Raw genomic sequence first — 16,070 nt, forward strand, 5'->3', positions numbered from 1 at the left:
CTGTACTCCTGAAAAAGTGACCGGCCGCCGCGAGGTCGGCCGGCGCGTTTCTATCGTTGATGACCGGTCGCCAGGCGGCGCTCCAGCCGCTGGCTGTATTTGGACATCGAGTAGCAGAAGACAAAGTAGATGAGCGCGATGAAGATGTAGGCCTCCACGCCGAAGCCGCGCCAGGCCGCATCCGACAACGCCGCCTTGGCCGCCAGCGTCAGGTCGAAGATACCGATGATCACGACCAGCGAGGTGTCCTTGAACAGCGCGATGAAGATGCTGACCAGCGGCGGGATGACGATCTTCAGCGCCTGCGGCAGGATGATCTTGCGCATCTTCTGCCAATACGACAGGCCCAGCGAATCCGCGCCCTCGTATTGGCCCTTGGGGATGGCCTGCAGGCCGCCACGCACCGTCTCGGCGATATAGGCCGCCGCGAACATGATGATGGCGATCTGCGCGCGCAGCAGTTTGTCTATCGTGAAGCCTTCGGGCAGGAACAGCGGCAGCATCACCGAGGACATGAACAGCAGGCTGATGAGCGGCACGCCGCGGATCAGCTCGATGTACACCACGCACAGCGCCTTGATGGCCGGCATGCGCGAGCGGCGGCCCAGGGCCAGCAGCACGCCTATCGGAAAGGCGAAGGCGATGCCGAAGGTCGACAGGATGAGCGTCAGCGGCAAGCCGCCCCAGCGGCTGTTCTCGACATAGGTCAGCCCGAGGATGCCGCCCCACATCAGGATGGCCACCAGGGTCAGGCCCACGATCCAGATCAGCGCCAGGATGGGCTTCCAGAAGCGGCGCATGCCGCTCATGACGATGACCGCGATCAGGATGAAGGTCGCGATCAGCGGACGCCATTGTTCGTCGTAGGGATAGGTGCCGAACAGGATGAGCCGGTGCTTCTCGGCGATGAAAGCCCAGCAGGCGCCGCCCGAGGCGCGGCACTCCTGGGCCGAGGTGGCCGTGAAGTTGGCGCGGATGAAGGCCCATTCCACCAGCGCCGGCACGGCCATGATGACCAGCCAGGCCAGCAGGACGGTCGCCAGGATGGACAGCGGCGAGGAGAACAGGCGCGTCTTGAGCCAGGGCCAGACGCCGACGTGGCTCGACGGCGGCGGCAGGTCGGCGCGCGGGGTTTGCGTAGTGCCGCTCATATCAACGCTCCACCAGCGCGATGCGCTTGTTGTACCAGTTCATGAAGATCGAGATCGACAGGCTGACGGTCAGGTAGGCCCCCATGATGATCAGGATGCCCTCGATCGCCTGCCCGGTCTGGTTCAGCGTGGTGTTGACCACCGACACGATGTCCGGATAGCCGATCGCCACGGCCAATGAACTGTTCTTGGTGAGGTTGAGATACTGGCTGGTCATCGGGGGGATGATCACGCGCAGCGCCTGCGGCAGCACGACCAGGCGCAGCACCAGCGAACGCCGCAGGCCCAGCGCGCCGGCCGCCTCCCACTGGCCGTTGTTGACGGCCTGGATGCCCGAACGCACGACCTCGGCGACGAAGGCCGAGGTGTAGATCACCAACCCTGCCAGCAGAGCCGCGAACTCCGGGGTCAGCGTCAGGCCGCCCTGGAAGTTGAAGCCCTTGAGCTCGGGCAAGGACAGCGTCAGCTGCATGCCGCTGGCCAGCCAGCCCACCACGGGGCAGGCGATGAGCAGCGCGATGGCGGCGCGGCCCAGCGGAAAGACCTGCCCGGTCGCGTGCTGCCGCTTCCTGGCCCAGTGTCCCAGCACCAGGGTGGCGATGATGGCCACCGCCAGCCCGGCCAGTATCCAATCCAGCGAAGCGCCCATGGCCTCGGGCACCTTGACGCCCCGGTTGGATATGAAAACGCCAGGCAGCGGATTGTGCGCCTGGCGTGGTCCGGGCATGTTCTCGGTGATGAGCGCATACCAGAAGAAGAGCTGCAGCAGCAGCGGCACGTTGCGCATGACCTCGACGTACATCGAGGTCAGGCGCGCGACCAGCCAGTTCTTGGACAGCCGTCCGATGCCGATCAGCGTGCCCAGGATGGTGGCCAGCACGATGCCGATGACCGCCACGCGCAGCGTGTTCAGCAGGCCCACCAGGATGGCGCGGCCGTAGGTGTCTGCGGGGGTGTAGGAGATGGGGGTTTCCCCGATCGCGAAACCGGCTTCCCTGTCGAGGAATCCAAAGCCGGTGGAGATGTTGCGCACCGCCAGGTTGTGCAAGGTGTTGGACACCAGGAACCAGGCGGCCAGTGCCACCAGGACCAGCGCGACGACCTGGTAGACCACGGCGCGCACGCCGGGGTCATTCCAGTTGAGACGACGTCGCGGAGCCTGGGCCGGGGCGTTTTTCTGGGTTGTCGCCATAGATGCTTCTGCCAATAACGGATTCAAGGCGGCTGGAGGCCGCCCATTGCTACCCGCTCCGCACGGGCTCGGCCGGGCGTCGTACGCCCGGCCGGTCTGCCTGTGCTCAGCGCACCGGCCAGCCGTACATCAGACCGCCCTGCTTGTAGGAAGCGTTCAGGCCGCGCTCCAGCTTCATGGGGCCGCCCTTGCCCAGGGTGGCCTCGAAGCTTTCGCCGTAGTTGCCCACCTGCTTGATGATGTTATACGCCCACTTGTCGTCCACGCCCAGGTTCTTGCCCATGCCCGGGGTCACGCCCAGGATGCGCTGGATGTTGGGGTTGGCGCTCTTGGCCTGCTCGTCGACGTTCTTGGACGTGATGCCGTATTCTTCGGCCTCCAGCATGGCGTTGAGGGACCAGCGCACCACGTTGAACCACTGCTCGTCGCCCTGGCGGACCATGGGGCCCAGCGGCTCCTTGGAGAAATCCTCGGGCAGGATGATGTACTTGTCCGGATTCTCGAGCGTGGTGCGGGTGGACGCCAGCTGCGACTTGTCGGTCGTGAAGGCATCGCAGCGGCCGGCCGAGAAGGCGCGCACGATTTCGTCGTACTTGTCGATCACGACGGGCTTGAATTCGATCTTATTGCCGCGGAACCAGTCGGCCAGGTTGAGCTCGGTGGTGGTGCCCGGCTGCACGCAGATGGTGGCGCCGCCCAGTTCCTTGGCGCTCTTGACGCCGAGATCCTTGGAGACCATGACGCCCTGGCTGTCGTAGTAGTTCACACCCACGCCGATCAGGCCCAGCGTGGTGTCGCGCGTCAGGGTGACGGTGGTATTGCGGGTCAGGACATCGACTTCGCCGGACTGCAGGGCGGTGAAGCGCTGCTGCGTGTTCAGGGGCGTGACCTTGAACTTGCTGGCGTCGCCGAACATGGTGGCCGCGATGGCGCGGCACATGTCGACGTCGATGCCTTTCCATTCGCCCTTGCTGTCAGCGATGGAGAAGCCAGGAATGCCGGTGGATACGCCGCACTGGACAAAACCTTTCTTCTTGACGTTGTCGAAGGTTGCGCCCGCATGGGCCGCCGAGGTTGCGGCGAACAAAGCGGCGCCCAGGGCGGCCAATTTCAGTGCTTTCATGGTGATCTCCGTGTAAGGATGACATCGAAGCGCCAGCCTGGTGGGCCAACGTGCTTGGGCGGATGGTAAAGGTTGGTTAAATTTGGGGACATGGGGGAAATCCCTTTCCGTATTTTCCTCATTTTGGGGACATATTTCGCTGCCCTGGCCCGGGATAAGACGCTTGCCGTTCCCCCGGACGGCGCACCTGGCACCCGGAGAGAAGGCGGAGTTACTATTGCGGCTTCATCTGCCTGCTCGCCATGATCGAATTCCAGCACGTATTCAAATCCTATGGGCGCGGCCGGAACATTCTGGCCGATATCAACTTCCGCGTGGATGCGGGGGAATTCGTGTTTGTTTCCGGGCCTTCGGGCGCGGGCAAATCCACCTTGCTGAAACTGATCGCCGGCCTGGAGCCGCCGACCCGGGGCTCCATCCAGGTGCACGGGCAACGCCTGGACAAGCTCTCGGCCCGCGCCCGTCCCTATTTGCGGCGCGCGGTCAGCGTCATCCTGCAGGACACCCATCTGCTCTACGACCGCAGCGCGCTGGCCAATGTCATGCTGCCGCTGTCGGTGACAGGTCAGGCCTCGGACTCGGCCGCCGCGCGCGCGCGCGCCGCCCTGGACAAGGTGGGCCTGGCGGGCAAGGAAGACCTCAACCCCATCGAACTGTCGGGCGGCGAGCAGCAGCGCCTGGCCATCGCCCGCGCCATCGTCAACCGGCCGGCCATCCTGATCGCCGACGAACCCACCGCCAACCTGGACGATGACAACGCCCAGCGCATCATGAATGTGTTCCGCGACTTCAACCGGGTCGGTGTCACCACCCTGATTGCCTCCCACGACCAGCAGCTGATGGCGCGCTATACGCGGCGCACACTGCGTATCGACCACGGCAAGTTCCTCGATACGCAAGGAGAGGCGGCATGAAGTCCTGGCTGCGGCAACATCGCTACGCGCTGGCCATCACCCTGAAGCGGCTGGCGGCCCAGCCTTTTTCCTGGCTGGCCAACCTGCTGGTCATGGCCCTGGTGCTGGCCCTGCCGCTCTTGGGCAGCGCCGTGCTGGTCTCGGTCCAGCCCCTGGCCCGGCAGATTTCCGTCACGCCGGAACTCACCCTCTACATCCAGCCGGCCGCCCCCGCGGGCACGGCCGCGGCCATCACCGACCGCATCGGACGGGAATTCAGCGGCCAGATCGCGGCCGTGCGCCAGGTGCCGCGCGACCAGGCCCTGAAGGCCCTGCGCCAGAATCCCGCCTGGGAAGAGGCCCTGGCCGTGCTGCCCGGCAACCCCCTGCCCGATGCCGTGGTGGTCACCCTGGCCGGCGGCGAGGACCTGGCCCAGCGGGCCGGCCTGCTGGCCGATGGCTGGCGCAAGTGGCAATACGTCGACCAGGTGCAGCTCGACAGCGCCTGGGTGCAGCGCCTGGAGGCCATCCTGCGCTTCGGCCGCCTGGGCCTGGGCTTTCTGGCGATCTGCGTGGCCGTGGTGGTGCTGGCCACCGTGTTCAACACGGTGCGCATGCAGGCCTTGACCCAGCGCGAGGAGATCGCCGTGGCCCGCCTGGTCGGCGCCACCGAGTCCTTCGTGCGCAGGCCCTTCCTCTACCAGGGCGCCCTGTCCGGCGCGCTGGCGGCCCTGTTGGCCATCGGCGCGGCGGCCGCCGCGCTGGTGCCGCTCAACCATGCCGTCCTGGGCCTGGCGCGCAGCTACGGCGCCGAATTCGCCCTGCACCTGCCCGAGCTGCCCGCCCTGGCCCTGGCGGTGCTGGCCGCCGGCATCCTGGGCGCGCTCTCGGCGCGCTGGTCAGTGACCCGCAGTACGCGCTTTTAAGTCCCTTAATCGTCCGAAAGAAAGCGCCCGCCCGGGACTACAGTCGCCGGACGGGCGCTTTTTTTGCGCCCCATTTGACCGGCTGCAAGACAAACTTCATGCTTGTCCGGCAAAATATTGCGAACGATAATAACAATTTGAAATTTTTCACCGGTTTTTGCGGCCTGACCCCCCGCTGAGTCTGCCCTATGCCTGCCCGCCTTGACGCCCGCGCGACGCGCCACTACTTCGACATCACCTTCGACCGTCCCGCGGTCAAGGTCTTGCCGAACGAGTACTTCGTCACCAGCGGCGAAGACATCATGCTGTCCACCGTGCTGGGCTCCTGCGTGGCCGCCTGTATGCGCGACCCTGTCACCGGCGTGGGGGGCATGAACCATTTCATGCTGCCCGAAGGCGACGCCCAGTCGCCGGCCTCCTCGACCATGCGCTATGGCGCCTTCGCCATGGAAGTGCTGATCAACGAACTGCTCAAGGCCGGCGCGGCGCGCGAACGCCTGGAAGCCAAGGTCTTTGGCGGCGGCGCGGTCCTGAGCGCCATGCAGCAGATGAATATCGGCGAGCGCAACGGGCAGTTCGTGCTGCAATATCTCAAGACGGAAGGTATCCCGGTGCGCGCCCAGGACCTGGGCGACATCCATGCGCGCCGCATCCATTACTTCCCGCGCGACGGGCGCGTCCTGGTGCGCAAGATGGCGCCCCACCACGCCCGCGCCGAGGAAGTCATCGCCCACCGCGAACAGCTGGCCGCCCAGAAGGCGCAGGACAACTCGCGCTCGGCGCCGCGCGTGGAACGTTTCGACCGCCCCAAGATGAAGGTCGAACTGTTCAACATGCCGCGCCGCCGCCCGGCCGACGTGCCTTCCTAGGCCCGGACGCCTGGCTGGCGCCAGGCGTCCGGCCCGCTCATGCCGCGCGCGCCCCGCCAATGGGCAGGACGGCGGCGCTGAACTCGCGCAACAGCGTCTCGCGCTTCTCGGCCGCGCGCGCCATCGCGGCCTCCTTGACGTGGCCATAGCCGCGGATCTCCTGCGGCAGGCTGGCCAGGGCCACGGCCTGCTCCAGGTTGCCCCGGTTGAGCTTGCCGATGATCGCCGTCATGTGTTCGGCGTACTCGCGTATCAGTTCGCGTTCGGCGCGCCGCTCCGCCGTGCGGCCGAAGACGTCCAGGGCCGTGCCGCGCAAAAAGCGCAGCCGCGCCAGCAGCGAGAAGACGCGCAACATGCCGGGCCCGTAAGCGCGCTTCTGCAGATGGCCCTGGCTGTCGCGCTTGGCCATCAGGGGCGGCGCGAGATAGAACTTGAGCTTCCAGTCGCCCTCGAACTGCGCCGCGACCTTCTTGAGGAATTCGCCGTCGCTGTAGAGCCGCGCCACCTCGTACTCATCCTTGTAGGCCATGAGCTTGAAGTAGTTGTGCGCCACCGCCTCGGCCAGGCGCGTGCCGCCCGTGGCCAGACGCTCGGCCTGGGCCACTTTGTCGACCAGGTCGGTATAGCGCTTGGCATAGGCGGCGTTCTGGTAGGCGGTAAGGAAATCGCGCCGCACCGCCACCAGTTGCTCCAGCCCCGTGGCCGGACGCTTGAAATCCACCACGGCCTGCTCGCCGCGGCGCACCTCGACGATTTCCGCCTCCTGGCTGGCCGGCGCCAGGCCGATCAGGGCCTGCACCGCCGCCAGGTCCTGGGCGGCGCGCCGGCCCCAGGCAAAGGCGGCCTGGTTGTTGGGCACCTGCTGGCCATTGAGCTCGATGGCGCGCAGCAGGGCCGCCTCGCCCAGCGGCAGCCAGCCCTTCTGGTAGGCATAGCCCATCATGAGCGGGTTGGCATAGATGGCGTCGCCCAGCAGGCCGACCGCCAGCGCCGCCGCATCGATATGGGACACCGCCGCGCAGGCGCGGCCCAGGTCGCCCTGCAGGTCGGAACCGGGCAGGGTCCAGTCGGGGTTGTGGACGAAGGCGGCGGTCGGCGCCACATCGGTATTGACCAGGGCGCGCGTGCGGTCGGGGCGCATGCGCGCCACGGCCTCCTGGCTGGTGCCCACGACCAGGTCGCCCGCCAGCACCAGGTCGGCCTCGCCCATGGCGACACGGGTATTCATCAGCTCGCCCGGGGTGGGCGCCAGCACCACATGGGAATAGACCGCGCCACCCTTCTGGGCCAGGCCCGCCATGTCCAGCACCGAACATCCCTTGCCTTCGAGATGGGCGGCCATGCCGATCAGCTGCCCGATGGTGACCACCCCGGTGCCGCCCACGCCGGCGATGAAGACGCCGTAGTGGCCGGCGATGTCGGGCGTGCGCGGCTCGGGCAGGCCGGCGGCGATGTCGCCTTCCGGGGCCAGCGCGCGGGGCTTGCGCAGCGTGCCGCCCTCGACCGTCACGAAGCTGGGACAGAAGCCCTTCAGGCAGGAGAAGTCCTTGTTGCAGCTGGACTGGTTGATCGTGCGCTTGCGGCCGAACTCCGTCTCCAGCGGTTCAACCGACAGGCAATGCGACTTCTCGGAGCAATCGCCGCAGCCCTCGCAGACACGCTCGTTGATGACCACGCGGCGCGCCGGATCCGGATAGGCGCCGCGCTTGCGGCGGCGGCGCTTCTCGGTGGCGCAGGTCTGGTCGTAGACCAGGATGGACACGCCGGGGTATTCGCGCAGTTCGCGCATGACGCTGTCGAGCTCGTCGCGATGCTTGACCGGCACGCCCGGCGCCAGGCCGGCGACCTGCTGGTATTTCTCGGGCTCGTCGGTGACGACGATGATCTTCTCGATGCCTTCCGCGGCCATCTGCCGCGTGATCATGGGCACGCTGATGGGACCGTCGACCGGCTGGCCGCCGGTCATGGCCACCGCATCGTTGAAGAGGATTTTGTAGGTGATGGGCGCCTTGGCCGCGACGGCCGCGCGGATGGCCAGCAAGCCCGAGTGGAAATACGTGCCATCGCCCAGGTTGGCGAAGACATGCTTTTCTTCGGTGAAGGGCGCCTGGCCTATCCAGGGCACGCCCTCGCCGCCCATCTGGGTGAACACCTGGGTATTGCGGCCCATCCAGGTGACCATGTAGTGGCAGCCGATGCCGGCCAGCCCCCGCGAGCCCTCGGGCAGGCGGGTGGAGGTGTTGTGCGGACAGCCCGAGCAGAACCAGGGTTTGCGATCGACCACCAGGCGAGGCCGGGACAAGGCTTTTTCGCGCTCGGCGATGAAGGCCAGCCGCGCCTCGATGCCGGCGCGCACGTCTTCGGGCAGCTCCAGGCGCAGCAGGCGCGCGCCCACCGCCTTGGCCACCATGGCGGGCGAAAATTCATAATGCGCCGGCAGCAGCCAATTGCCCTGCGGCACCGACCATTCGCCGCCGTCCTTGTCGTCGAACTTGCCGACCACGCGCGGGATCTTCTTGCCCGTGCCGATCCACGAAAACAGCTCTTCCTTCAGCTGGTATTCGATGACCTGGCGCTTTTCTTCGACCACCAGGATCTCGTCCAGGCCCTCGGCGAACTGCTGCATGCCGGTCGCCTCCAGCGGCCAGACCATGCCGACCTTGAACAGGCGCAGGCCGATGCGCTGGCAGATGGCCTCGGACAGACCCAGGTCGGACAGCGCCTGGCGCGTATCGAGATAGGCTTTGCCGGAGGTGATGATGCCGAAACGCGCGCGGTCTTGCGGCACGCTCCAGAGTTCGCGGTTGAGCTTGTTGGCGCGCGCATAGGCCAGCGCCGCATACAGTTTGTAGTCCAGCAGGCGCGCTTCCTGTTGCAGCGGCGTGTCGGGCAGGCGGATATTGAGGCCGTCGGGCGGCAGGGTGAAATCCTCGGGCAGCAGGATGCGCACGCGGTCGCAATCGACCTCCACCGAGGCCGAGACCTCGACGATGTCGGTAATGGTCTTCAGGCCGACCCAGACACCCGCGTAGCGGCTCATGGCCCAGCCGTGCAGGCCGAAGTCCAGGACCTCCTGCACGCTGGACGGAAACAGCACCGGGATCATGCAGGCCTTGAGGATGTGATCGCTCTGGTGCGGCAGCGTCGAGGACTTGGCCGGATGATCGTCGCCGGCCACCACCAGCACGCCGCCGTGGCGCGAGGTGCCCGCGGCGTTGGCGTGCTTGAAGACATCGCCGCAGCGGTCCACGCCGGGGCCCTTGCCGTACCACATGCCGAACACGCCGTCGTACTTCGCGCCGGGAAACAGATTGACCTGCTGCGACCCCCAGACGGCGGTGGCCGCCAGGTCCTCGTTGATGCCCGGCTGGAACTCGATGTGATGTTCCTTCAGGTACTTGGCCGCCTTCCACATGTTCTGGTCCACGCCGCCCAGGGGGGAGCCGCGATAGCCCGAAATGAAGCCGGCGGTATTGAGGCCCGCGCGCGCATCACGCTCGCGCTGCATCATGGGCAGGCGCACAAGGGCGTGGATGCCGCTCATCCAGGCACGGCCGGTTTCCAGGGTGTATTTGTCGTCCAGATGTACGGACTGAAGCGCCGCGCGCTGCGCGGGCGTGAGAGGGGCATTCATGTCTACTCCGTTGGTGTGGATTGCCGACACGAGCGCTCGAAACAGCCCTTGTGGGGCACACGGATCGCTGCGTCGGGCGCTTACGCCTGTTGTTTCCCCTCTTTTTACCTGTCCCCAACCGTCCCCGCAATAGGGCGATGCGATAATCCCGGCATGGAATTCGCCGCCCTCATCGCCGACTGGCAGGCCCGCCATGGCCGCCACCGCCTGCCTTGGCAGAACACCCGGGACCCCTACCGCATCTGGCTCTCGGAAATCATGCTGCAGCAGACCCAGGTCGCCACGGTCATCCCTTATTACGAGCGCTTCCTGGCGCGCTTTCCCGACGTGGGCGCGCTGGCCGCGGCCAGCCAGGAAGACGTCATGCCATACTGGGCCGGCCTGGGCTACTACGCCCGCGCGCGCAACCTGCACCGCTGCGCCCAGGAAATCATGGCCCACTGGAACGGCCGCTTTCCGCCCGATGCCGAGCGCATCGCCAGCCTGCCCGGCATCGGCCGCTCCACGGCGGCGGCCATCGCGGCCTTCGCCTACGGCGAGCGCTCGCCCATCATGGACGGCAACGTCAAGCGCGTCTTCGCGCGCCATTTCGGCATCGAGGGCGACCCCTCCAAGCGCGAAACCGAACAGAAACTCTGGCAGCTGGCCGACAGCCTGGTGGCGGCCGTGCCCAGTCTGGACATGACAGCCTATACCCAGGGCCTGATGGACCTGGGCGCCACGCTATGCACGCGCGGCAAGCCTGATTGCAGCCGCTGCCCGGTGGCGGACTCCTGTATCGCGCGCCGCGACGGGCGCCAGCAAGAACTCCCCACGCCCAAGGCCCGCCGCGCCGTGCCCGAGCGGCAGACGGCCATGCTGGTGCTGGAGCACGAAGGCGCCATCCTCTTGCAGCAGCGGCCTTCGCCGGGCATCTGGGGCGGATTGTGGAGCCTGCCGGAATTCGACGCCGCGGGCGACGCCAGGCAGGCCTCCGAGGCGCTCGGGCTGGAGCCGCAGGCGCATTACGAGCTGGCGGCCTTCGCGCATACCTTCACGCATTACCGCCTGCATGTGCGCCCCTGGTATGTGCCGGTGCGCGCGGCCGGCCTGCGCGCCGGCGGCCAGCCGGAACGCTGGGTGCCGGCCGCCGAACTGGGCGCGGTGGCGCTGCCCGCCCCCATCCGCAAGCTGCTGCTCGGCCTGGCCGAGGCCGGCCTGCCCGGCACGCTGGCGCTGCGCGCCTGAGCGCGGCCCTCAGGCCGCGGCGCCGCCGAAGACCACGCGCCGGAAGAACTCCGCCAGCACGTTTTCGGCCATCTCGGCCGACACCGCCTGGGGATCGAAGGCATAGCTGAATTGCACCCCGTCGCACAGGGCGATCAGGCCCAGGGCCAGGTGCTCGGGCGGCATGGAGAGCGGCGTGCCCGCCAGGGCCGAGAACTGCCGCGCATATTCCGTGATGGCTGCGCGCTGCTCGCGCATGAAGGCGATGAAGCCCACCCGGAAATCCGGATCGCGGGCCGCCTGCAGCTTGGCTTCTATCCAGAGCAGGAAACAGGAGTTGTCGCGGAAGTGCTGGCTATAGAAACGTAGCACCTGCTCTTCCATCTGGGCGCGGCCAGGCTGGGCCTCGAAGATGACCCGCATCTCGCCGATCATGTGTTCATGGTCGCGCCGCAGCAGCTCCAGGAACATCTCGGCCTTGGAGCTGAAATTCGAATAGAAAGCGCCCCGCGTGTAGCCGGCGGCCGCGGCGATGTCTTCCACGCTGCTGGCGGAATACCCCTGGCTCAGGAACAGCTCTTGCGCCGCGTCGAGCAGGCGCTGGCGCGTCTGTTCACGGCTCTGCTCTCGCGTCAAACGGACTTTTCCCATGAGCGCGAGTGTAGCACCGCCGGCGTTTTCAAATACAGACTTGTATTTGAAAACAGATGCGAATTAGAATCCGTCCTGCATTCCAATCCTAGACTCCACACGGGATGAGCCGCCTCGGCGCGGACCTCCTGGCTTGAGGTGATCGTGTCCGGTCCGCGTATTCCCCCCTCCCCGTCCCGCGCGCTGCGCGGCCTGGGCGCCGCCTGCGTCCTGCTGCTGGCAGCCTGCCAGAGCCGCGAAGAAGCGCCGCCGCCGCCCAAACCCGTGGTCGCCATGCCGGCCGAGCGTGATGCCGGCAGCGCCGGCCTGGCCGTGCCGGGGCAGATCGACGCGCGCTACAGCACGCCGCTGTCTTTCCGGGTGGGCGGCAAGATCATCGAACGCCAGGTCAGGCTGGGCGATGCCGTGCGGGTCGGCCAGGTGGTGGCCCGCCTGGACCCGGCCGACGCCGCCAAGAACGCCGCCAGCGCGCGCGCCCAGCTGACCGCCGCGCAGCACCAGCTTGAATTCGCCCGCCAGCAATTGGCCCGCGACCGGGCCCAGGCGCGCGAACAGCTGATCGCCGCCAGCCAGCTCGAACAAAGCCAGAACAACTATGCCGCCGCCCTGGCGCAGCGCGACAGCGCCGCGCAGCAGGCCGCGCTGGCCGCCGACCAGCTGTCCTATACCGAACTCAAGGCCGACCATGCCGGCCTCATCACGGCCGAGCGCGCCGACACCGGCCAGAATGTGTCCTCGGGCCAGCCGGTCTATACGCTGGCCTGGAGCGGCGAGGTGGACGCCGTGGCCAACATCCCCGAAAACGTGCTGGCGCGGCTGTCCATCGGGCAGACCGCCCGCATCACCCTGCCCGCCGCGCCCGGCACGACGCTGGCGGCCACGTTGCGCGAACTGGCGCCGGCGGCCGACCCGCAGACCCGCAGCTTTCGCGCCAAGCTGACCGTCCAGGATCCGCCGCCCGGCCTGCGCCTGGGCATGACGGCCACCATCGCGTTTGACGGCCGGACGGACGCCACGCCCACTTACACGCTGCCGGCCACGGCGCTGTTTCATGACGGCGCGGCCACGGCCGTCTGGGTGGTCAAGCCGGGCGAGGACATCCTGGAGTTGCGCCGGGTGACGGTGGAGCGCTACACCGACCGCCACATCGTGCTGTCCAGCGGCTTGCAGCCGGGCGAGCGCGTGGTGTGGCAGGGCGTGCACACCGTCTCAGCCGGGCAGAAAGTCAAGCCGGTGGCCCCGCTGCATCCCGAGGACTTCGCATCGTGAGCACGCCGCAGCGCCCCGATGCGCACCATGAAGAAGGCCGTTTCAACCTGTCGGCCTGGGCCCTCAGGCACCAGGCGCTGGTGGTGTTTCTCATCACGCTGGCCACCGTGTTCGGCGTGCTCTCCTACACCCGGCTGGCCCAGTCCGAGGACCCGCCCTTCACGTTCCGGGTCATGGTGATCCGGACCTTCTGGCCGGGCGCCACCGCCGACCAGGTGCGCGAGCAGATCACCGACCGGATCGCCCGCAAGCTGCAGGAAACCCCCTATACAGACTTCATCCGCAGCTATTCGCGTCCGGGCGAATCGCTGCTGTTCTTCACGATGAAGGATTCGGCGCCCGCCAAGGAAGTGCCCCAGGAGTGGTACCAGATCCGCAAGAAAGTGGGCGACATCCAGGCCACGCTGCCGCGTGGCGTGCAAGGGCCTTTCTTCAATGACGAGTTCGGCGACGTCTACACCAATATCTACACCCTGGAAGGCGACGGCTTTTCGCCGGCCAATCTGCGCGACTATGCCGATGCCCTGCGCACCGTGCTCCTGCGCGTGCCCGGCGTGGCCAAGGTGGACTACTTCGGCGAGCAGGAAGAACGCATCTATATCGAGATCCCGAACGCCCAGCTCGCGCGCCTGGGCATCTCGCCCGAGGAGATCGGGCGCGCCGTGGACACGCAGAACGGCGTGAACGCGGCCGGCACGCTCACCACGGCCGACGACCGTGTCTTCGTGCGCCCCTCGGGCCAAGTCAAGGATGTGCGCGCCCTGGGCGAGACCCTGATCCGCGTCAATGGCGGCAATGTGCGTCTGGGCGACATCGCCACCATCCGCCGCGGCTACACCGAGCCGCAGGTCACCGAAATGCGCGCCGGCGGCAAGCCCGTGCTCGGCATAGGCATCACCATGCAGCCCAACGGCGACGTGATCCGGCTCGGCCAGGCCCTGGATGCCAAGACCCGGGAGCTGCGGCAATTCCTGCCGGCCGGGCTGACGCTCACCGAGGTCTCCAGCATGCCGCGCGCCGTCTCGCATTCGGTGGACGACTTTCTGCGCGCGGTGGCCGAGGCGGTGGTCATCGTGCTCCTGGTCAGCCTGGTGTCGCTCGGCCTGCGCACCGGCATGGTGGTCGCGATTTCCATTCCCGTGGTGCTGGCGGTGACCGCGCTCTTCATGTATCTGTTCGACATCGGCCTGCACAAGGTGTCCCTGGGCACACTGGTGCTGGCCCTGGGCCTGCTGGTCGACGACGCCATCATCGCCGTCGAGATGATGGCCGTGAAACTCGAACAGGGCTGGAGCCGGGCGCGCGCGGCGGCCTTCGCCTACACCAGCACGGCCTTTCCGATGCTGACCGGCACGCTGGTCACGGTGTCGGGTTTCCTGCCCATCGCGCTGGCCAAGTCCAGCACCGGCGAATACACGCGCTCCATCTTCCAGGTGTCGGCCATCGCCCTGATCGCCTCCTGGTTTGCCGCGGTGGTGCTGATCCCGCTGCTGGGCTACCGCCTGCTGCCCGAACGCAAGCCGGCCGCCCACCTGCCGGCCGGCCACGAACACGATATCTACGACACGCGCTTTTATCGCCGGCTGCGCGCCTGGGTCGCCGGCTGCGTCGAGCGCCGCTATCGGGTGCTGGGCCTGACGGCGCTGCTCTTCGGCGGCGCGATGGCGGCCTTCAGCCTCGTGCCGCAGCAGTTCTTCCCCAGTTCGGACCGGCCCGAGCTGATGATAGATGTCACCCTCGGCGAGGGCGCCTCTTTCGCGGCGACCAAGCGCCAGGTCGAGCGTCTGGAGGAGACGCTGCGGGGCCGGCCGGAGATCGAGCACGTGGTCAGCTTCGTGGGCACGGGCGCGCCGCGCTTTTACCTGCCGCTGGACCAGAAACTGCCGCAACCCAATTTCGCGCAGTTCATCGTCACGGCCAAATCCGTCGAGGAAAGGGAACAGCTGGCACGCTGGCTGGGGCCGGTGCTGCGCGAGCAGTATCCCGCCATCCGCACCCGGCTCTCGCGCCTGGAGAACGGCCCCCCGGTAGGATTTCCGGTGCAGTTCCGGGTCAGCGGCGACCAGATCGCCACCGTGCGCGCCACGGCCGAAAAATTGGCCGATGTGATGCGCGCCGACCCGCGCACGGCCAATGTGCAGTTCGATTGGGACGAACCCTCCGAGCGCTCGGTGCGATTCGAGATCGACCAGAACAAGGCGCGCGAAGTCGGCATCACGTCCACCGACGTGGCCAATTTCCTGGCCATGACGCTGTCGGGCGCCACGGTCACGCAATACCGCGAACGCGACAAACTCATCGGCGTGGACCTGCGCGCGCCGGCCGCCGAGCGCGTCGATCCCTCCCGGCTGGCCACGCTGTCGGTGCCCACGCCGCAGGGGCCTGTGCCCCTGGGCAGCCTGGGGAGGGTGCATTACGACCTGGAATACGGCGTGATCTGGGAGCGCGACCGCCAGCCCACCATCACGGTGCAGGCCGATGTGCAGGGCGGCGCCCAGGGCATCGAGGTCACCCAGGCGATCGACAAGCAGCTGGCCGGCCTGCGCGCCGCGCTGCCGGTCGGCTACCGCGTGGAGATCGGCGGATCGGTCGAGGAAAGCCAGAAGGGGCAGTCCTCGATCAATGCCCAGATGCCCTTGATGGCCATCGCGGTGCTGACCCTGCTCATGATCCAGCTGCAGAGCTTTTCGCGCGTCATGATGGTGGTGCTGACCGCGCCGCTGGGGCTTATCGGCGTGGTGATCGCGCTGCTGGCCTTCGGCAAACCTTTCGGCTTTGTCGCCATGTTGGGGGTGATCGCCATGTTCGGCATCATCATGCGCAACTCCGTCATTCTGGTCGACCAGATCGAACAGGACATCGCCGCCGGCCACCCCCGCGTCGATGCCATCGTCAGCGCCACGGTGCGCCGCTTCCGGCCCATCACGCTGACCGCCGCCGCCGCCGTCCTGGCACTCATTCCGCTGTTGCGCAGCAACTTCTTCGGTCCCATGGCCACCGCCCTGATGGGAGGCATCACCAGCGCCACCGTGCTGACGGTGTTCTTCCTGCCGGCGCTCTATGCGGCCTGGTTCCGCGTGCGCAACGACGAGCGCGACGAACCGCCGGGCGTGCCTCCGGGCGCCGATGCCGGCCATTTGCAGGAGGCCCACTGAG

Annotated in this window: 11 protein-coding genes; 6 read left to right on the forward strand and 5 right to left on the reverse strand. The window is 67.4% G+C overall.

Annotated features, from left to right (window positions below; all coding sequences use genetic code 11):
* Positions 1-50: 50 nt before the first annotated feature.
* From AXA74_RS09250 to AXA74_RS09260, 3 genes are all read right to left on the reverse strand, one after another.
* Positions 51-1,151, reverse strand: coding sequence for an amino acid ABC transporter permease (locus AXA74_RS09250; RefSeq protein ID WP_032957310.1), 1,101 nt, complete (start codon positions 1,149-1,151; stop codon positions 51-53).
* A 1-nt stretch (position 1,152) separates the two neighbouring features.
* Positions 1,153-2,343 carry an amino acid ABC transporter permease gene (locus AXA74_RS09255; RefSeq protein ID WP_029580097.1) on the reverse strand — a complete coding sequence of 397 codons (1,191 nt, stop codon included), beginning with the start codon at positions 2,341-2,343 and terminating at the stop codon, positions 1,153-1,155.
* Between the two features lie 106 nt (positions 2,344-2,449).
* Positions 2,450-3,466 (reverse strand): amino acid ABC transporter substrate-binding protein, encoded by a 1,017-nt coding sequence (locus AXA74_RS09260; RefSeq protein WP_029580096.1) that lies wholly within the window; start codon positions 3,464-3,466, stop codon positions 2,450-2,452.
* A gap of 242 nt (positions 3,467-3,708) precedes the next feature.
* Between AXA74_RS09260 and AXA74_RS09265 the strand changes: the two genes are divergently transcribed.
* The 3 genes from AXA74_RS09265 to cheD all read left to right on the forward strand — a co-directional run bounded on the left by AXA74_RS09265 (position 3,709) and on the right by cheD (position 6,154).
* The gene (locus AXA74_RS09265; RefSeq protein ID WP_029580095.1) at positions 3,709-4,380 is read left to right on the forward strand and encodes a cell division ATP-binding protein FtsE; all 672 of its coding nucleotides are present in this window, start codon (positions 3,709-3,711) and stop codon (positions 4,378-4,380) included.
* Positions 4,377-5,285 carry a cell division protein FtsX gene (locus AXA74_RS09270; protein WP_032979290.1) on the forward strand — a complete coding sequence of 303 codons (909 nt, stop codon included), beginning with the start codon at positions 4,377-4,379 and terminating at the stop codon, positions 5,283-5,285. Before AXA74_RS09265 ends, AXA74_RS09270 begins: the two co-directional genes overlap by 4 nt.
* A 188-nt stretch (positions 5,286-5,473) precedes the next feature.
* On the forward strand, positions 5,474-6,154 hold the full coding sequence (gene cheD / locus AXA74_RS09275; RefSeq protein WP_029580093.1) for a chemoreceptor glutamine deamidase CheD: 681 nt from the start codon (positions 5,474-5,476) through the stop codon (positions 6,152-6,154).
* Positions 6,155-6,191: 37 nt separating this feature from the next.
* Here cheD and AXA74_RS09280 read toward each other — a convergent pair whose 3' ends face one another.
* Positions 6,192-9,788 (reverse strand): indolepyruvate ferredoxin oxidoreductase family protein, encoded by a 3,597-nt coding sequence (locus AXA74_RS09280; protein ID WP_029580092.1) that lies wholly within the window; start codon positions 9,786-9,788, stop codon positions 6,192-6,194.
* Positions 9,789-9,941: 153 nt separating this feature from the next.
* On the opposite strand from AXA74_RS09280, the gene mutY reads away from it, so the two are divergent.
* Positions 9,942-11,015 carry an A/G-specific adenine glycosylase gene (gene mutY / locus AXA74_RS09285; protein ID WP_032957839.1) on the forward strand — a complete coding sequence of 358 codons (1,074 nt, stop codon included), beginning with the start codon at positions 9,942-9,944 and terminating at the stop codon, positions 11,013-11,015.
* 9 nt (positions 11,016-11,024) lie between these two features.
* On the opposite strand, the gene AXA74_RS09290 is transcribed toward mutY, so the two are convergent.
* The gene (locus AXA74_RS09290) at positions 11,025-11,630 is read right to left on the reverse strand and encodes a TetR/AcrR family transcriptional regulator (RefSeq protein ID WP_370736558.1); all 606 of its coding nucleotides are present in this window, start codon (positions 11,628-11,630) and stop codon (positions 11,025-11,027) included.
* A gap of 174 nt (positions 11,631-11,804) precedes the next feature.
* Here AXA74_RS09290 and AXA74_RS09295 point away from each other — a divergent pair, with 174 nt between their 5' ends.
* Both AXA74_RS09295 and AXA74_RS09300 read left to right on the forward strand, forming a co-directional pair.
* Positions 11,805-12,914, forward strand: a complete 1,110-nt coding sequence (locus AXA74_RS09295; protein WP_032957992.1) for an efflux RND transporter periplasmic adaptor subunit — start codon at positions 11,805-11,807, stop codon at positions 12,912-12,914.
* Entirely contained in the window at positions 12,911-16,069 is a 3,159-nt protein-coding gene (locus AXA74_RS09300) for an efflux RND transporter permease subunit (protein WP_032957849.1), read from the forward strand. The genes AXA74_RS09295 and AXA74_RS09300 overlap by 4 nt, the downstream gene beginning before the upstream one ends.
* Position 16,070: the final 1 nt, after the last annotated feature.

This window comes from Bordetella hinzii LMG 13501 (genome assembly GCF_001548475.1).
Taxonomy (GTDB): domain Bacteria; phylum Pseudomonadota; class Gammaproteobacteria; order Burkholderiales; family Burkholderiaceae_B; genus Bordetella; species Bordetella hinzii.